The organism is Shewanella sp. BC20, assembly GCF_003129585.1.
In the GTDB taxonomy this organism is placed as follows: domain Bacteria; phylum Pseudomonadota; class Gammaproteobacteria; order Enterobacterales; family Shewanellaceae; genus Shewanella; species Shewanella seohaensis.
The window spans coordinates 1-17838 of record NZ_NHRI01000029.1; the positions used below are offsets into that span (position 1 = coordinate 1).

At 46.8% G+C, this 17838-nt stretch carries 14 protein-coding genes; 5 read left to right on the plus strand and 9 right to left on the minus strand.

From position 1 onward, the window contains the following. The 3 genes from CBX96_RS20480 to CBX96_RS20490 form a co-directional block, all read right to left on the minus strand. On the minus strand, positions 1-86 hold an 86-nt coding region (locus CBX96_RS20480; RefSeq protein ID WP_109287910.1), incomplete at its 3' end, for a valyl-tRNA synthetase. Positions 87-184: 98 nt separating this feature from the next. Continuing rightward, a complete protein-coding gene (locus tag CBX96_RS20485) occupies positions 185-1873 on the minus strand; it encodes an NAD-dependent malic enzyme (protein WP_109287911.1) in 1689 nt (562 codons plus the stop codon). Positions 1874-2123: 250 nt separating this feature from the next. Then, positions 2124-3680 (minus strand): cyanophycinase, encoded by a 1557-nt coding sequence (locus CBX96_RS20490; RefSeq protein WP_170919376.1) that lies wholly within the window; start codon positions 3678-3680, stop codon positions 2124-2126. Positions 3681-4218: 538 nt separating this feature from the next. On the opposite strand from CBX96_RS20490, the gene CBX96_RS20495 reads away from it, so the two are divergent. From CBX96_RS20495 to iadA, 3 genes are all read left to right on the plus strand, one after another. Next, entirely contained in the window at positions 4219-6825 is a 2607-nt protein-coding gene (locus CBX96_RS20495; RefSeq protein ID WP_109287913.1) for a TonB-dependent receptor, read from the plus strand. Between the two features lie 70 nt (positions 6826-6895). Next, positions 6896-8341 carry a putative basic amino acid antiporter YfcC gene (gene yfcC, locus CBX96_RS20500; RefSeq protein ID WP_109287914.1) on the plus strand — a complete coding sequence of 482 codons (1446 nt, stop codon included), beginning with the start codon at positions 6896-6898 and terminating at the stop codon, positions 8339-8341. Further along, entirely contained in the window at positions 8341-9510 is a 1170-nt protein-coding gene (iadA, locus tag CBX96_RS20505; RefSeq protein WP_109287915.1) for a beta-aspartyl-peptidase, read from the plus strand. The genes yfcC and iadA overlap by 1 nt, the downstream gene beginning before the upstream one ends. A 120-nt stretch (positions 9511-9630) precedes the next feature. Here iadA and CBX96_RS20510 read toward each other — a convergent pair whose 3' ends face one another. The 3 genes from CBX96_RS20510 to CBX96_RS20520 form a co-directional block, all read right to left on the minus strand. Then, complete coding sequence (locus CBX96_RS20510; RefSeq protein ID WP_041412549.1) at positions 9631-10095, minus strand: DUF1456 family protein; 465 nt, start codon at positions 10093-10095, stop codon at positions 9631-9633. A gap of 151 nt (positions 10096-10246) precedes the next feature. Further along, positions 10247-11533, minus strand: a complete 1287-nt coding sequence (locus tag CBX96_RS20515; RefSeq protein WP_109287916.1) for an Nramp family divalent metal transporter — start codon at positions 11531-11533, stop codon at positions 10247-10249. Positions 11534-11616: 83 nt separating this feature from the next. Next, positions 11617-12159, minus strand: coding sequence for a PH domain-containing protein (locus tag CBX96_RS20520; protein ID WP_109287917.1), 543 nt, complete (start codon positions 12157-12159; stop codon positions 11617-11619). 199 nt (positions 12160-12358) lie between these two features. Between CBX96_RS20520 and CBX96_RS20525 the strand changes: the two genes are divergently transcribed. Then, a complete protein-coding gene (locus tag CBX96_RS20525) occupies positions 12359-14944 on the plus strand; it encodes a TonB-dependent siderophore receptor (protein WP_086902017.1) in 2586 nt (861 codons plus the stop codon). A gap of 117 nt (positions 14945-15061) precedes the next feature. Continuing rightward, on the plus strand, positions 15062-15691 hold the full coding sequence (locus CBX96_RS20530) for a glutathione S-transferase family protein (protein WP_109287918.1): 630 nt from the start codon (positions 15062-15064) through the stop codon (positions 15689-15691). Between the two features lie 72 nt (positions 15692-15763). Here the strand turns inward: CBX96_RS20530 and CBX96_RS20535 are convergent, their stop codons facing one another. The 3 genes from CBX96_RS20535 to CBX96_RS20545 all read right to left on the minus strand — a co-directional run bounded on the left by CBX96_RS20535 (position 15764) and on the right by CBX96_RS20545 (position 17749). Then, complete coding sequence (locus CBX96_RS20535) at positions 15764-16264, minus strand: DUF4447 family protein (protein ID WP_011623924.1); 501 nt, start codon at positions 16262-16264, stop codon at positions 15764-15766. A 41-nt stretch (positions 16265-16305) separates the two neighbouring features. Continuing rightward, entirely contained in the window at positions 16306-16713 is a 408-nt protein-coding gene (locus CBX96_RS20540) for an SMI1/KNR4 family protein (protein ID WP_109287919.1), read from the minus strand. A 250-nt stretch (positions 16714-16963) separates the two neighbouring features. Then, on the minus strand, positions 16964-17749 hold the full coding sequence (locus CBX96_RS20545) for a RelA/SpoT domain-containing protein (protein WP_109287920.1): 786 nt from the start codon (positions 17747-17749) through the stop codon (positions 16964-16966). Positions 17750-17838: the final 89 nt, after the last annotated feature.

Sequence of the window (17838 nt, forward strand, 5' to 3'; positions counted from 1 at the left end):
TCAACACGCTCTACAACGCCTAATTTAAAGGCTAATGTGTAATCTCGTTGTGTGCGCTTACTGCTTGAGTTAATTGATGTTGTCATAAAGAAATCCTCTTTATGTCAACGTATTTCAGGACGAGACATTGACTCAATAAAAAGCCCGTCGATTGACGGGCTTTTTATTGGAATAATGTCTGATATTAGAAAGACGTACGCTTATAACGGCGGTACTCTGGCTTCCAGAAATTATCTTCGATAGATTGCATCAGCAGCTCATCACTCGCAGGCAAGGATAGTCCTTGTTCAATCGCCACTTTACCGACGGCAAACGCAATATGCTTACTCACTGAGTGAATATCTTCCAGTTTTGGCAGGAGTGGTCCTGAGCCATTAATGGCTAACGGTGAGCATTCGGCGAGCGCGCGGCTCGATGCCATTAACATCGCATCTGAGACATGGCGAGCACCCGAGGCGAGTACACCTAAACCAATACCTGGGAAGATAAAGCTGTTGTTACATTGCGCGATTTCATAGGTTTCGCCATCGACAACAACAGGTTCAAACGGGCTACCCGTTGCCACTAAGGCTTGGCCAGACGTCCAGTGCAGAATGTCTTTTGGCGTCGCTTCAACACGGCTAGTGGGGTTTGACAGTGGGAAGATAATTGGACGTTCGCAGTGGCTATGCATTGCACGAACAATTTCTTCGGTAAACAGACCCGGTGCGCCCGATACGCCAATCAGTACCGTTGGTTTAGCGTTATTGACCACATCGAGCAGTGAAATATTGTCGCTGAAGTTATTCCAGTTGCTGATATCGGCACATTTTTGAGCCAATTTTTGTTGGAATGACAACAGGTTAGGCATGTTGTCGAGCAGCAGGCCCCAACGGTCAACCATGCAAACTTGGCTGCGGGCTTGCTCGTCGCTGATACCTTCAGACACCATTTGTGCAACGATAGCTTCGGCAATACCGCAACCTGCGCTACCGGCACCTAAGAAGGCGATGCGTTGTTTGTTCAGCTCAGTGCCCGCGGCTTTACAGGCGGCGAGTAATGAACCCACAGTCACGGCGGCGGTACCTTGAATGTCATCGTTAAAGCAGCAGTAGCGATCCTTATAACGCTCAAGGATTGGCATCGCATTCTTTTGGGCAAAGTCTTCGAATTGGATCAGTGTATCTGGCCAACGTACATGCACGGCTTGCATAAAGGCTTCGATAAACTCGGCATACTCTTCGCCGCCAATACGTGGATGGCGCCAACCCATGTACATAGGATCTTCCAGCAACTGTGGATTATCGGTACCTACGTCTAAGGTAATTGGCAGTGTGTATGCGGGACTGATCCCACCACAGCTGGTGTAGAGTGACAATTTACCAATCGGGATCCCCATGCCGCCAATACCTTGATCGCCTAAGCCTAAGATGCGCTCACCGTCGGTCACAACGATGATTTTTACTTTTTGGCGAGTCGAGTTATTGAGGATGTCGTCGATTCTGTCCTTATTCGGGTAGGATATGAACAGACCACGGTTTCGGCGATAGTTTTTCGAGAAGCGCTCACAGGCCAAACCTACCGTCGGGGTGTAGATAATTGGCATCATTTCGCTGATGTGGTTTTGCACTAAACGATAAAACAGGGTTTCGTTGGTGTCTTGAATGTTGCGCAGATAGATGTGCTTATCGAGATCGTTATTGAAACTTCTGAACTGATCGTAGGCGCGCGATGCTTGTTCTTCAATAGTTTCAATGGCATAGGGTACTAAGCCTTCGAGGTTAAAGAAAATACGCTCTTCTTCAGAAAATGCACTGCCCTTGTTAATCAATGGCGCTTCAAGAATGGCAGGTCCTGCAAACGGAAGATAGAGGGGGCGTTTATTATCGTCCATGGGTAACCTTTGAGTTATTGTTTAAGTGGTTCGGTACGTGCTTGAGACGTGCTATAGGTCACGTAAGGTTATCACGAAATGTGATCTTTGTTGCCTGTGTCGTGCGCTATTTGTGGCTTTTTTTGCAGCACAGGCAATTCTTACTGTTTAAAACAGGCTTCTGTTAAATTGTTGTAAATGCTTTTGCCGAGTAAATGGCTGTTTAACGGCTTTATTGAAACAAAAACGCAGCCTAGGCTGCGTAATAGAATCACTGCATTTCGAGCACTAAATTGATGGATTGATATCCCACAGCGCCTTGGGCTAGCTGGCAGCTATCATTTAGCAAAGGTTTAATCGTTAATCTGGCTTTATTTACCATGACTTGGTTTTGCTCTTCATCTAAGCATGCACTCTTCACCCATTGTGTAAAATTATTCACTACTGGCTTAGTTACTTGGGGTGAATTAGAGGTGGCTGTTACTGCAGTTTTCCTTATTGTTAATTCAGCAATTTTATTGCCCTCTTTGTCCATAGTGAGCACTGATCCCTTAGTGAGATAATGGGATATAGCGTTTATTTGAGAGTGAAAACTGTGTGCGGTTTTCTGCTTAACTTGTTCGATAACCCATACGCCATGTTGTCCAGAAACTGTGAGTTTTTGTGATTTAGTATCAACCAGTAAAGCTGTGTTTTCATCAATTCCAAACGCCGTCTCAGTACCAGTATTTGCGGCCAAGATCAGCAAGCGTAGCTGGCGATCCCGTTCAGTAAAGTGGGTATCGAGAATGCCAAAGGGGAAAAATCCTAAGCCCCCTTCAGGTCGGTAAGTCACTGCTGTAGCTGGAATTGCACCATCACAATTATTGAGTTCACAACGTTCACTTGGCGCCTTTGCTGCATACGTGCCAAAGGTGAGTGCCCCCTCGCTGGTGCCACCAGTAATCATATTATGTTGGGTCATGACTGCTGTGCCAGCACTGGTGCCGCCGATAACGATTTGTTGCTGAGCAAAGCGCTTTTTAACCAGTGTTAAGGCGTCACTTGGTTGACCCTCAGGCGTTAGCCAGGCTTTTAGGGTTAGACTTTGATCGCCTCCGTTGAGGAACAATCCATCCATTTGTTCAAGAAACTTGTAAAGTGTGTTTGGATTATCGCAGTAATCATGTTGACGTTGAGTCTTTGCAGGATAGAGCCTTTGTTTATCAATGTTTCCTTGGAGTTGCTGACGGAACAATGGCAGCATATTACATTCACCAGTGGCAATTCCCTTTTGCAGAGCAGCGTCAATGGGTAGCCAAATCACCTCTGCGCCCGCTTGCTCAAACACACTTAGATAAAAGTGAGCACTCTCAAAGGGATCTCTGGCCGATGCCGTAACGATAGCAATTAATGGCCGCTGTGCAGTCGGTTGCCTTTGTTGACGCTTTTTTAAGGCTTGCTGAACAAACAATCGATAAAGTTCAATAGTCTGTGAACTACGACTGGCATCAAGTATGACTTGCTCTTGTTTACTTGAACCATCCGCTTGCTGTTGTCCTTCGAGTAAATCGAGTAGGGCAAAATACGTTTTATCATCCAATGAGTTGAGTAACGCTGGATCGAATTTTCCAATCTTCTGTTTTAATTCGTTTAAGGGAATTAGCGCGGGGTATTTTTCTGCTGCTAAGCTGGCATTACGTAGATTGGTCTGTTGTGCTTGAGTGAGCATCTCAAGGCTTGGGTGAGCCAAAGCCCGCTCTAGCCATAATGGACTGAAATCATAGCGAATGTCACGTTTGGCGGTTGGCGAAAATGCGGTGTTGATTTTGCAATTTTCAGGTGACATTGAACTACAGGTCTTTATTCCTCCACCAACGAGCATCAGGTCAAATTGTAGCTGCTGAGGAGCTTGTTTTTGGGGTTGTAAAATAGGTAACGCATTGAGGTTGGGAGAAACTAAGACGCCAAAAAAACAGCAAAACGCTAGCAACTTCTTGGATCTAAAAAGTAAGTATTTTGATGATGGATGGTTCATGGTGGCACTCAATAAAAAAGTGTGCGCCATGTATTGACTCGGAGCTTATGTTACGGATAGCCTCTTAACGGGTCAATAACAAAAGACTGTTTTTTATAACATGAACTCTGCAGCAACTCTTTTCCAACGATATCACTATCGTACGTGGTATCTGTCCGAATGGTGGGACGAATAACCTACTGAACACGCTTGTGTTTAGTGGAGTTTTGTTCTGCTGTCTAACTCCCCTATCAATGATTTGATAGACGAAAGGCTTTCTGTAAAACATTAACTAATGCCATGCGTATTGACTCACGCACAGCAAAGCCACGTCTCAAAATTCTAATAAGATGATTTTCGGGAGCTTACCATGAGAAGTTCAGTACTTTTATGCACAATTTTTGGCTTGGCCTTGTCACCTATCGCAGTTGCAGTTGCAAATGAATTAGAAAAAAGTTCGCCAAATCAACCCGCGACAGAATCTGAGGTTGAACGGGTTGCCGTCACAGGTTCTCGCCTTAAGGGCGTGGATATGGAAGGGGCAAATCCCTTACAAAGTTTTAGTCAGGATGAAATCACTAAACGCGGTTATGCATCGGTCAGTGAGTTTCTCAAGGATTTACCTCAGGCTTCGAGTGCCGGAACCTTCTCCGAAACTGGCGGAGTGGGGGGCGCGGATGGCGCTCCTGCGGGAGCCTCTGGTGTGAGTTTGCGTGGATTAGGCTCTAGCTCAACCTTAGTGCTCGTCAATGGTCGACGGGTTGCTGTGGATTCATTTTCAAATGGCTCGGACTCCTTTGTTAACGTTAACGCGATTCCCTTATCTGCGATTGAGCGCATTGATGTATTAACCGACGGCGCCTCATCTATTTATGGCTCAGATGCGATTGCAGGTGTGATTAACTTTATCTTACGTAAGGATTTTGTTGGGCATGAGCTGACCGCTCAATATGGTGACGATACCTCGGATCATGATGCCAGCCGTAAAAATCTGACCTATGCGGGCGGTTTTGCAACGGAGAAAAGCAATACCACTGTCGTATTAGATTACGCAACCCGTAACCCCATTTTTAACAGTGATAGACCTGTCAACGTCACGTTTGAATCGAATACTCGCATGACAATTGATGGTAGCGATTATGCCGAAACCTGGTGTGGTAACGACACCCAAAAGGCAGGCACCCGTTGTAATTATGACTATGTGATCCAGCGGGCTATTCAGCCTGATTACGAAAATGCGGGGGCGACTTTCAATCATATTTATCGATTGGATAATGGTTTAGAGCTATTTGCTGAGGGCATGTATCAAAAAAATACGGGCTCAGCATATGAAGTACCTGCGGGCTATACCGTTGATGTAGCTGGTGACGCGGCGTTTATTCCGCAATATGTGAAGGATATTGATCTTAAAGATGGCAGCGTCAGTGATTTTATCACGGTGAGAACACGCTTTCCTGAGCGTCGAGTTCAGGAATACGATACACAAAGCTACCGTTTACTTGCGGGCCTGCGTGGTGAACTGGCGGAGTGGAGCTGGGAAAGTGCGCTGAGCTACGGCAAGTCGACTAATGAAATCAAAAACATATCTGGTTATATGAATGCGAATTTATTGGACGATGCTGTAGCGATGGGGAAATTTAATCCCTTTAATTTAGGTCGTGATAATACAGAGGCTGAGCTAGCGGCGCTAAGAGATCCCGGAGTTCGACGGGGTGAGTCCGAGGTGCTTTCTGTCGATTTTAATATTAGTGGCGAGTTATTTAATTTACCTGCTGGTACTGTAAGTTCAGTATTTGGCGGTGAATTCCGTAAAGAGGACATATTCGATAAACCGTCGGTTAATGCGGTCAATAACGAGATTATTGGCTTAGGGGCAAGTGATGCCGCAGCAGACCGCACCCAATATGCTGCCTATGGCGAGTTTAATTTTCCACTCACTGAGAGTTTGGATCTGATCGCAGCTTTACGTTACGACCATTACAGTGATTTTGGTGGCGATGTGAATCCTAAAGTATCGCTGCGTTATCGCCCAATAGATGAATTGGTGCTGAGGGCTTCATGGAGCACAGGTTTCAGGGCGCCATCGCTTTCCCAGCTTGGGGCGGGAACCTCCCTTAGCAGTCAATATATTAATTGCGGCGCTGACGAACCCTACAATAGTCTATGCGGTGTCGCGGGTGCTGAGTTTGGAGAGCTAGAATTTGATCAAGAAACCATTGGTAACAAAGGGTTAGAGGCTGAAAAATCTGAGGCATTGAATATAGGAATGTCTTGGAATGCTACTGACAATTTGCAATTTACTGTCGATTATTGGCGTTATGATCACGATGATATTGTCGATATTGATGCTAACACCACCTTAGATGCCTGCATTAAAAATCCTGCAAATATTGTCGATAGTATCGCAGCATTAGGAGACAACTTTGGCTGTGTTGTGGATAGCCAAGGAGATATTAGCTTCTTACGGACGGGTTATTTTAACGTCGGTAACCAATCGACCGATGGTTTAGATTATAAAGTGGACTATCGTCTTGAAACCGATGCGGCCGGCGAGTTTAGCTTTTATCTCGCGGGTACCGAAACCTTCTCCTTTGAGCGGCAATTGACTCCTTCTACACCGAAGGAGGATCTACTCGGTCGTTTAAGTGGCGCCTCTGAAATTGCTCGCCCTGAAAGCGTTATTGATCTCGGTACTGACTGGCAGCTGAATGATTTGAGCGTCAGTATCGCAGGACACTATATCAGCTCATTAGGTGACGGTGATTTTAAGTTTGATAATGAAACCGTAGATAGCTGGCTGACGTTTAGCGCTAGCGTGGGATATGAGCTAAGTGAGCACCATAGCTTGTTGTTGTCAGTGCGTAACTTAACCGATGAGGAGCCGCCTTATGCTTCATCCCCCACTAATGGTTATGCCAGTTCAGTACATGATTGGCTCGGCCGTCGCTGGAATATGAGTTACACCTTCAAGTTTTAATCAGTCTGTGGGCTGGCTTAATCGCGATTAAGCCAGCCCTTTGTCATCCTATTGATGAAGGTATTCCTCAATGAAATCACCCCAAGCGCGGCAAATGCCCGACGCCTTTGTTATCTTATTTTTTATTGTGTTACTCGCAGCAATCAGCAGCTACCTTGTCCCCGCGGGGTGGTTCGCGATGACGGAGATCATAGACTCTGCGGGAAATACCGTTAAGCGAATTGACCCACAGCAATTTTTTATTGCTCAAGATACTGCCCACCATGTGAGTTTGTTTTCCTCAACCGATAAAACGGGATTAGTTAACTTTGCCTTTGATGGTATGACCTCGGGCGACAGAATGGGCTCCGCCGTTGGGGTTGTTGCTTTTATTCTTATTGTGGGCGGCGCCTTTGGGGTGGTAATGGAAACTGGGGCTATTACCGCCTGTATCATGGCCGTGATAAACCAATTACAACGTAGTCAAATATTATTAATCCCGTTGCTTTTTGTTATTTTCTCACTGAGCGGTGCTGTTTATGGCATGAGTGAAGAAGCGATTGCATTTTGCATTGTCTTATTACCCCTATTTAACGCTCTGGGTTACAGTGCGGCAACGGTTGTGATGGTGACTTATCTGTCGACCCAAATTGGTTTTGCCACCTCTTGGATGAACCCTTTTAGCGTAGCTATTGCCCAAGGGATTGCCGATGTACCTTTAATGTCAGGTGCGGGACTTAGAATAGCTATTTGGTGTTTGTTTACCGCGGTAGGACTGGCTTTTACTCTGCATTATGCCAACAAACATCGTACTCCTTTGTTAATTAAAACAGAGCAACTTGAGCAAAGCACCTTAAGCACTCAATGCTCTTCCTTTGATATCATAGTGTTGCTTTGCTTGTTTGGCGTCATCCTGTGGGTTATTTGGGGGGGGGTAGCCAAGGGATATTATATTCCCCAAATTGCCAGCCAATTTTTTACCTTAGCCTTACTGGTTGGATTAATTAGCGTTTTATGGCGCAAACGCAGTTTGAACCAAATTTCAATGGCGTTCCAACGGGGGGCGAGTGAATTACTCCCGGCTGCCATGATCGTCGGTTTTGCCAAAGGGGTGGTGTTACTGCTGGGGGGAGATGATCCGCAGCAGCCTTCCATTTTGAATACTGTGCTGCATTATGCGGGTCAATGGCTCGCCTCCTTACCTGATGCTATTGCGGCACTGCTGATGTATCTGTTTCAATCTGTGATGAATTTTTTCGTCGCATCTGGTTCCGGACAAGCAGCACTGACTATGCCTATTATGGCGCCGCTGGCTGATATTGCTGGAATTAGCCGACAAATCGCGGTTTTATGTTTTCAATTAGGGGATGGTTTAACCAATTTGGTCATCCCTACATCCGCCTCCCTCATGGGCTGTTTAGGTGTAGCCAAGCTGTCTTATGGTCAATGGCTCGCGCTGATTTGGCGCTTTCAACTCTTATTGACGATTATGGCGAGTGCGGTGGTTTTATTTGCAATTTTTATGGGATATCACTGATGTTAACTTTAATTCGCAATGCCTTGGTCTACTCTCCACAATTACTGGGGCTACAGGATGTCCTATTTTGTGGGTCGAACATACTGCAAATTGCTAAAGGGATTAAATTACCCAATGCCGCTTGGGTCAAAGAAGTTGATGCCGATGGCTGTATCCTTATTCCTGGTTTGGTTGATCCTTTAGTGCATATTACTGGTGGCGGTGGTGAGGGGGGCTATCATACTCGAACGCCTGAAATGCAATTAACGGATGCCACACTTGCCGGAGTGACCACCTTAGTAGCCGCGCTTGGGACGGACGCGGTAAGCCGCAGTTTAAATGAGTTAGTGATTAAGGCGCGAGCATTAACCTATGAAGGCCTTAGCGTTTTTTGTTACACAGGCTCATATGAGTTTCCGGTTAAAACCATTACTGGTGACGTCACTCAAGATTTAATGATGATTGATAATGTGATTGGGGTTGGCGAGATCGCCATTGCAGATCACCGAGGCTCGCAACTTTCAGTTGCAGAACTCGCACGGGTGGCAGCGCAGAGTCGAGTGGGGGGGATGCTCAGTGGTAAAGCGGGTATTGTATTTGTTCATGTGGGCGATGGCGCATCGGGGCTCAAATTATTACATCAGGTTGCACAGCAATCGGATATTCCTCTGACTCAGTTTTATCCAACGCATATCAATCGCTCACAACCGCTGTTAGAGCAAGGAGTTGAATTTGCTAAAAAAGGTGGGGTCATTGATTTTACCACATCGACCAACCAACATTTCTTAAATGAAGGCGAAGTGTCAGTCACCGCGGCGGTTAAATTTGCACTGGAGCAGGGGGTTGATTTGAGCCGAATAAGCTTAAGCTCTGACGGTAATGCCAGCCTGCCCGTATTTGATCGTGCGGGGGAATGTATTGGGGTTGAGGTGGGGCAAGTCAGCAGTTTGTTTTACGCCATGTTGGCACTGGTTAAAAGTGGTTTTTCACTAGAGCAAATCCTCCCGTTGGTGACATCCAATGCGGCACGTAATCTCAAGTTAACGTGTAAAGGGGGCATTGCTCTCGATAAAGATGCTGATTTTGTTTTGTTAAACAATGATCTCACTATTAATAAAGTCTGGGGTAAGGGCAAACTGTTAGTGGATGATGGGATTGCCGTTAAATTGGGTACCTTTGAGGTTTGCTAGGACGTGTTGAGATGATTCTTTGAGCTAGATTGATGCTTTAGAACAAAAAATCCGAATATCATCGTTATTCGGATTTTTAAATTTCAGGCTAATCTTAGCGAGGCATTGATTTCAGCAGGATTATACGCCGCGGTATTTTAGCGATAAGCCACGGATAAAGTTACGCAGGATCTGGTCGCCACAGGCCTTGAAGTTTTTATGATCTGGGTTACGAAACAGTGCGCTTAACTCAGACTTAGACATTTGCACTTCGGCGAGCGCTAAGGTAGCCATAATATCTTCTTCACGCATTTCTAGGGCAACACGTAACTTTTTGAAGATTAAGTTATTGTTTAATTTTGATACTGGCTTTGGGATTTCAGCCCCTTCACGTAGACCGCGTTTTTCGATGATAAGACCATCTAAAAACTGACATAGGGTCGTGTCGTTACAGGCCTTATAGCCTTCTTCCTCTTCTTTGCGCAGCAGACTAATCATCTCTTCGGTTGGCACTTCTCTTCCAACTTTGGCAAAGATCTTAATCATTTTGGCATTGTTGAAATCAAACACGAAGCGCAAACGGCGCAAAATATCATTGTTAATCATGGTCATCTCTAGGCGCGGCTGCGCTGTCTGGTTTAAGAGCAGACATTATATACCCAAAGCGCCATAAAAGCAGGTGAGTCTATCTCACTGCTAAATACTCGCACCGTTACTGTGAGCGAAATGCTCTCCTGCATAGCGGCTGTGGGTTAGATTAAGCTTGAATGACGAGGTACCAGTAAATAAAAAGCACTGCAAAAATAAGCAAATAGCTTAATCCTATCCAAGAGAGGCCTTTCATTTTTATGCCATAACGATGAGCCTCTGGCAGTTGGGTGCTAGTCATTAAGCGATAGTTGAGCCATGCAAAAACTACTGTAGTCATAAAGGCTAAAATCATCACAAACTCCAACAGTGGCAGTAGGGCGCCCTTGAAAAACAGGATGAGCATTAACCCTAATGCGCTTACGCTGAGCATGATGCCCGTCAGGCGTTTGTCCGATTGCGCGTCGGTTACTGTGGTTTTAGAGAGCAGTTGCCAGCCCATGTTCAAGGTTCGGCTATAGCCATCGATGACAGTGACAGTGGTGCTGAAAATACATAAAAACGCCACTATGCCAATCAAATAGCGGCTTTCACCACCCATGACTTGGCTATATAAGTTGATTAATTGGTTCGCAAATTTGGCGCCAGAGTCGGAAAAGTGCTCACCACTGCCATGCATCACCAGCGCACCTAAGGCCAAAAAGACCACGGCTAACAGAGCGGTGACTAGATAACCTAAGTTGAAGTCTAAGATAGCTTGGGCGGGAGTAACGGGTGATGTCTTTTGTTTTTCCAATAACCACAACGAATTCCATGCGCTGACTTCAATAGGTGCAGGCATCCAGCCCATCATGGCGACCAAGAATCCCACATGGGCCCACTGCCAAGGTGAGGGGGAGACAAACTGGCTTTCTAGCGGTTTTACATGATCCAATGCCAAGGCGACGGCGATTAAGGTGGTGAGCGTCAGGGCGAACATGATGATCTTCGTCAGCCTGTCCAACAATGAATAGTGCCCTAAAATCAATAACAACAACGAACTTATCAGCACCAATAACGCCAACACATCAATAGGTAAGGGGATAAACTGGGTGAGCATGGCGGCGGTTAACATGCAGACCCCAGCGGTACTCGCAATAGAGGCTATCACATTAAGTCCAGTGAATAACCACAGATAACCTCGGCCCTGTTTAAGATAACCATGCAGCAGGCTTTCTCCCGTGGCGGCGGTGTAACGTGCACCCGCGGCAAAGAAGGGGTATTTCAGCAAGTTTACTCCCAGAATCACCCAGGCGAGTTGCCAGCCAAATTCTGCGCCAGAGCGGGTGGATGACACTAAATGTGAAGCCCCAATCGCGGCGGCGGCCATTAACACACCGGGTCCCATGGCTTTTATGCCGAGGGCCAGTTGGGCTGTCCAATTCATGGGGAGAGGTTTTACTTGAGAAGTCGCCATAATACGCAGGGTGTTTCCTTATCCGTTGGAAATGGTTTGCTCGATACTGAGCTATCTAAGCCGTTAAGTCGCGATGTTAACTGTTAAGAATTGTATTTGGCGGCGAGTAGGGCTTCGATGCGTTTTAAGCTTGCCGTCATTTCCACAAGTTGAGTCAACATTGCTTTATCTTCTGTGGGAGCGCTCGTCTCGCTGGTGGTATGTGCCTCACTTAAGCGTTCTTTTTGCTCCAAAATCTGCGCCCTAAAATCGGGGGCGTTGACTATGCCAACCAGACTAATTAAGGCGCCCGCGCCCGATTGTCCCGCAGTTTCTACCGTGAGTTTATGTAATCCCATCATGCGCATAATCGGCCCCTGAATGAGGGCGATATCGGTAATTTTATCTAAGGGAACCGTATTTTCTGTGCGAGTTAATATGCCTCTGCGCACGATCAGCTTTTTGCTGGTTAAGCGTGCACTCATATTGCTGATGTAGCGGCGAGTCCCCCATAACCCAATAGGAAACCAAAGTAATAACAAGGGAATACCAACAATACTTAAGGTGAAGTAAGCGGCCCCTGAGAGTAACCAGTACAAACCTAAATTATCTTCAAATTGGGCTTCATGAATTGTTTGTTCTTGCATGTTCTTCCTCAATGCCAATGTTCCATTTCGCTATCTTGAGAGATCTCAGCAGGAAAATACATGGTTTTTATTGGTAACAAAAGTTTAACTTTTTACAGTCCCCCATTGACTTTGTTTTACAACCGATTACCTTGGTTGTGTTAAAAATTAGTTTAATAAAAGTAAAATAAATTTAACGAATGAAGATTAGGGGATGTAAATGAAAAGACCTCAGATTCTACCCAGTGCTTGTGCTATTGCGATCGCAATGGCATTTGCCCCGAGTATTAGCTATGCAGCCGATAACGGCGCTGACAAAGTTGAACGCATTGAAGTAACGGGCTCTCGTATTAAGCGCACTGATATCGAGGGACCGTCACCCATTCAATCCATTGGCAAAGAAGATATTGCCAACATGGGTTTTGACAACCTGCAGCAGTTACTCGAACGTATGCCTGCCAACGGTGCTGGCGCTTTCTCTACCCGTGGGAACAGCCAAGACTCGACCGCAAACGGTGGTGCTTCAATCAGTTTGCGTGGCTTAGGCCCTGACGCCACTCTGGTATTGATTAACGGTCGCCGTGTTGCGGCAAGTGCCTTTGCCGAAGGTATCACTAACTCCTTCGTCGACATTAACAACATTCCGGTTTCGGCGATTGAACGCATTGATATTCTGAAAGATGGTGCATCGGCGATTTACGGTTCCGATGCGATTGCAGGCGTAGTTAACATCGTCTTGAAAAAAGACATCGAAGGGATTGAGGTTAACTTAGGTTACGGCGATACCCCAGGTACGGGTTACGATGAAACCACGGCAAGCGTCGTTTGGGGCGTCAAGTCCGAAAAGGGTAGCGCGTCGGTTATTCTCGATTATTTTAAAAACGATACCTTAGCGGCAACCGATTTGGGCCGTTTTGGCACAGCCGATCAAAGCCCTTACGGTGGTGAAGATTTCCGCTCCTCACGCGGTTTCCCCGGTTATTTTTATGTCGATGGTGTGAAGACCATCGACCCATCCTGTCCGCCCGATCGTGCAACGGCCAGCGGCAGCTGTTTATTTGACTATGGCCCATACAACTTAGTGATCCCTGAGGCTGAGCGTATCGGGGCTATTGGTCAATTCGATTACCATTTCAATGACGATTTAACCGCGTTCCTCGAGTTAGCCGCGCAACATAACTCTTCAATTGCGGGTGGTGCGCCAACACCTTTGGATGAAGATGCTGCCTTAACAGTGCCTGGCACTCACCCAAATAATCCTTGGGGCAAAGATATTGAAATCGGTCGTTTCCGTACTGTGGATGCGGGCGCACGTCGTTGGGATATCGAGTCCGACACCCTGCGTTTAGTCGCGGGTTTACGTGGCACGATTAAAGAGTGGGATTGGGAAGCCTCGGTACAACGCGGCCGCAGTGAATCGACTCAAACGGGCGATCGTACTCAAGGTTGGGTCAGAACCGATTACCTGCAAGCCGAAATTGATGCGGGTCGCTACAATCCCTTTGGCGGCACCATGAACTCGCAGGATGTGATCGATGCGATTACCACTAGCCTAGTTCGCCAAGGTTTATCGAGCATGACGTCTTACGCGGCAAACATTTCGGGCCAAGCGTTCACGCTGGCGGACCGCGATATTATGATGGCGGCGGGTGTGGAATACCGTGAAGAAAGTGTCAGCGACGTACCAGATGAACAGTTCCAACGAGGGCTGATTTTCGGTACCGAAGCGGTTTCTGCTGCGGCCTCCCGTGACCAATACGCAGGTTATGTGGAGTTCTCTATTCCTGTCACGGATAACTTTGAGCTGCAACTCGCGGGTCGCTACGACCACTACAGCGATTTTGGTTCAACCACTAACCCTAAAGTGGCGTTCCAATGGGGCATCACCGATGAGCTGACGAGCCGTGGTTCTTGGTCAACGGGTTTTCGCGCGCCTTCATTAGCACAAATCGGTTTAGGCCCATCACGCGAAAGTAGCTTCTTTATCGATACTTATCGCTGCGCCGCCGATGGTGTGGATTGTGAAGCGCTCGACTACAACACTGAATTCCAGGGTAACTCTGAGTTGGATGCCGAAGAGTCAGAAACATGGAACCTTGGACTTATCTGGGCGCCAAGCCAGAAGTTTGATATCGGGTTCGATGTTTACAGCATCACTCAAGATAACAAGATCGATAAGCAGCCATTGGGCGATATCTACACCGCAAACTGTAACGATCAAAACAGCACAGTGTGTGAGCGTTTAGCACCGCAAGCGGGTCAGACCTTAGGTCCTATCAGCATTATTCACTCAAGCTTTATCAACTTAAGCTCGCAGGATGTGCAGGGTGTTGACCTGTCAACCCACTATGGTCTTGAGCTAGATAGCTTTGGTGATTTGAAGTTTGGCCTAGAGTACAGCTACCTACATAACTTCGAAAAAGACGGTCTCGATTACACTGGCGAGTACAAGTTCCCACAACATCGCTGGTTACTCACCACGAATTGGACCATGGATAACTTCGCCGCCAACGTAAACTTGAGCTACATCGGTGAGTTCGAAGATACTCCAGATATCGACTTTGACGGCGTGTTAGACTTCGAAACTAACAAGTCTCGTATGGTTGATGCACAGTTATTAGTTGATATGTCAGGCAGTTACCGTTTCAACGAGATGTTTAAGCTGACATTAGGCGTGAACAACGTGTTCGATGAAGAGCCACCGTTTGCGATTGGTGACGGTGATACCGACCTCTATGGTTATGTGATTTCTGTACACAACCCAATGGGACGTTATATCTACACCAAACTGACAATGAACTTCTAACGAGTCATTGGTTGAGTCATTGGAAACGGCGCTTCGGCGCCGTTTTTGTATTTTACTCTGCCGTAACACAGTGTATCTTCGTTCTCGTTAATCAGTCATCACTAAAAGGACGTTAATATGATCACCTTATATGGCATGCCCCGCAGCCGTGCATTACGAGTCGCTTGGGTGTTAGAAGAGTTAGGCGCCGAATGGGCCTTTTCGTTTGTGGATATGAATAAGGGCGAGCACCGTAGCGCCGCGTTCTTAGCGCTCAATCCCTGCGGCAAAGTGCCAGTGTTAACCGACGATAATCTTGTATTGTCTGAGTCTGCGGCCATTTGCCTGTATCTGGCGGAGAAGTTTGGCAACTTGTTACCTGAAGCTGGCAGTGCAGCATCGGGTCTGCATCATCAATGGGTGAGTTTTATTATTACCGAACTCGAGCAGCCTCTATGGACCCTAGGCAAGCATAAATTCGCGCTGCCGGAAGCGCAGCGTCATCCTTCTATCATGCCTTGCGCTGTGTGGGAGTTTGATAAGGCGGCGGCCTTGGCCGAAGCTATGCTGCCCGATAGTGACTTTTTACTCGGTGACACCTTATCGGTTGCCGATATTCTGCTGGCGCATACACTGATGTGGGGCACCTTATTTGAGCAGCAGATCCCGCCTAAATTGGCGGCGTATCGCGATAGAATTGCGGCGCGTCCTTCGCGTAAATCGGCACTCGCCAAAATGGAAGCCGTCGCCAACGCAGCGCAGGCGTAATTGGCGCAAAGCGATAAAAAACAAAAGGGCAGAAGATTTACTTCTGCCCTTTTTGCTTAAGTCGTTTAGCGTTTATAGCTGAGTCGCCGCCCATTTGGCGCGGCTTTCACGGCTTTCGCTTAACCCATTTTGCTCACGGAATGCCTTGTAGGCTTCGACATCGAGATTGACTAAGCTAACATCCACTTCGAGCACCAGTTTACATTCTTTCTTAATGCGCCATGCCGCCGTATTGTATAGCTCAGTCAACGGCAGCGAGCTTAAAAATTCAGGATTATATTGGGTGTAAACGGCTTGAGTTGGATACACCACGAAGGCTAGGTGACGCTTAGGCTCTTTCTTGAATAAGGCTTCGATGCCGTCAGTGGTATTCAGTACTTGCATCTCGATAATATCATCGAGATCTAGCAGCTTTTTCTGTGCCAGTTCAGGGGCCTGTGTTTCAGCATTTTCCCAGGCTAATACATCGGCTTCGCTGTGGTTGGTCAGTTGTCCTACTTGAGCCGCACTGAGGCTGAGTGATTGGCGTAAGTAGCTCATTTCGATGGCGTTCAAGCCAATATTTTTAGACATAATGCGGTTCTCAAGTTGATAAAAATAAAATCTCGGTAAAATCAGTATCTGTTTTTAAGCCAAATATCTTCGACCCATTCCCAGAAGGATTCCCAATAAGTATCGGTAAAGTCACCGTTTTGCCAGAAGTGAACTTGGCCATCCTGATCGATACAGTAAAAGTCATCGCCCAATTGGCAGATGGCGATTAAGTCCCTTGGCAAGCCGATTGACCAAGCATAGCAGGTGACTTCGGGTAAATAGGTGTGTGAATAGGGATCGGCTGCAGTCACAGGCTCAATCGCGCCATAAATCACATCACTGGCATGGAGTAAGTATTCCTTTAATTCCCGTGGCAGCGGGATCAAAATCTGTTCCTCAACCTCCACTAACTGCTCGAATGTCGGTAACTCGAGTGGCACAGGCACGGTTTCGCTGCGTTCTTGGAGTTGCTCAATAATGTCGTGCATGGAATTTCCTTAAGGGTCGCCTTATGGCGCGGGATTATATAGGGAAACAAGGCTGGATGCGAGGGAAGGGCAGTGAGCTTGTAGTAGGGATAGTTCGGCTTTAGTTTGCGTATTTGCAGCAGTGACGCTTCGGGTTGAGTCAGGTGTGACTCCGTAAAAAAAAAGCGCTGGCATCTGTTTTCACAAATAGCCAGCGCAACAGTGGAAGTGGTACAGAGGTAAACGGTAAAGCGATTAAGCAAATGGGTGATTAAGCAACTGAGTTAGTGAGCAGCAATCCCTCATCGACGCGTTTATAGTTAAGCCAAGCTTTGTGATACAGCTTATGTGATTCTTGGCGCAGTTTAGCGATCTGCGCGGTTTCAAACTCACTTAACCCCCGTTGCTGTTTGATCGCGTTCGCCTCAATCTGTTGAACCTGTTCGTAAACCTTGTGTTCTGGGCCGCTTTTAATGTCGGCAATATCCTTAAGGTGTAATTGGACCTCGGCAATCATGCCGCTTTCTGGCAAACGTACCAGTAAGTTAAGGTCGCGATAACCTGAGGCTTTAGGCTCGGCGAAACGGTTTTTCTGTTTCACGACCTGAGCTTGCTCGCTTAAGGTGTAATAGCTTTGCATCAGCTCGGAGATACTGTTACTGACGATGCTGGCGCGGGCAAGGTCGGTGATCTGGCTTGCATCCCCATTAAATTTGGTGGCGACCTTCTCGGCGGCGCGTTGATAACTTTTCACATCAGGCAAAATCACCTGCGCCTGTGAACTGGCAGCCACTGTCTGCAACAGGCTTGCGAGTTCATTTTGGGCCGCGTGGGCATTGGAATATAAGTTGTCTAAACAGGCCGAAGCTTGACGTGGGGTGTCGAAGGTTTGAGTGTTTAGCGCATAAAGACCATGCAGATCATGGCTTTGAGCCTGTCTTGCACTGTAATTACCGCGTTCGGCTCTGCTGTCATTGATATCTAAAGGATTGGCTACGCCTGTGCGGGTCGATAATAAGAGTAGAAAGATAAAAAAGGTACGAAATAACTTATTCATAACGGCCTACTTCCTTATGGGAGTGATACACATCACAGGGATACCATAGGCTGGAGTGGCTTAATTAAAGCTGAATCAATGATGAAGAC

What these genes read in the sequence shown, in the direction of transcription:
- CBX96_RS20485 (WP_109287911.1), bottom strand. Translation starts at nt 1,873, where the DNA reads ATGGACGATAATAAACGCCCCCTCTATCTTCCGTTTGCAGGACCTGCC.
- CBX96_RS20490 (WP_170919376.1), bottom strand. Translation starts at nt 3,680, where the DNA reads ATGTCACCTGAAAATTGCAAAATCAACACCGCATTTTCGCCAACCGCC.
- CBX96_RS20495 (WP_109287913.1), top strand. Translation starts at nt 4,219, where the DNA reads ATGAGAAGTTCAGTACTTTTATGCACAATTTTTGGCTTGGCCTTGTCA.
- yfcC (WP_109287914.1), top strand. Translation starts at nt 6,896, where the DNA reads ATGAAATCACCCCAAGCGCGGCAAATGCCCGACGCCTTTGTTATCTTA.
- iadA (WP_109287915.1), top strand. Translation starts at nt 8,341, where the DNA reads ATGTTAACTTTAATTCGCAATGCCTTGGTCTACTCTCCACAATTACTG.
- CBX96_RS20510 (WP_041412549.1), bottom strand. Translation starts at nt 10,095, where the DNA reads ATGATTAACAATGATATTTTGCGCCGTTTGCGCTTCGTGTTTGATTTC.
- CBX96_RS20515 (WP_109287916.1), bottom strand. Translation starts at nt 11,533, where the DNA reads ATGGCGACTTCTCAAGTAAAACCTCTCCCCATGAATTGGACAGCCCAA.
- CBX96_RS20520 (WP_109287917.1), bottom strand. Translation starts at nt 12,159, where the DNA reads ATGCAAGAACAAACAATTCATGAAGCCCAATTTGAAGATAATTTAGGT.
- CBX96_RS20525 (WP_086902017.1), top strand. Translation starts at nt 12,359, where the DNA reads ATGAAAAGACCTCAGATTCTACCCAGTGCTTGTGCTATTGCGATCGCA.
- CBX96_RS20530 (WP_109287918.1), top strand. Translation starts at nt 15,062, where the DNA reads ATGATCACCTTATATGGCATGCCCCGCAGCCGTGCATTACGAGTCGCT.
- CBX96_RS20535 (WP_011623924.1), bottom strand. Translation starts at nt 16,264, where the DNA reads ATGTCTAAAAATATTGGCTTGAACGCCATCGAAATGAGCTACTTACGC.
- CBX96_RS20540 (WP_109287919.1), bottom strand. Translation starts at nt 16,713, where the DNA reads ATGCACGACATTATTGAGCAACTCCAAGAACGCAGCGAAACCGTGCCT.
- CBX96_RS20545 (WP_109287920.1), bottom strand. Translation starts at nt 17,749, where the DNA reads ATGAATAAGTTATTTCGTACCTTTTTTATCTTTCTACTCTTATTATCG.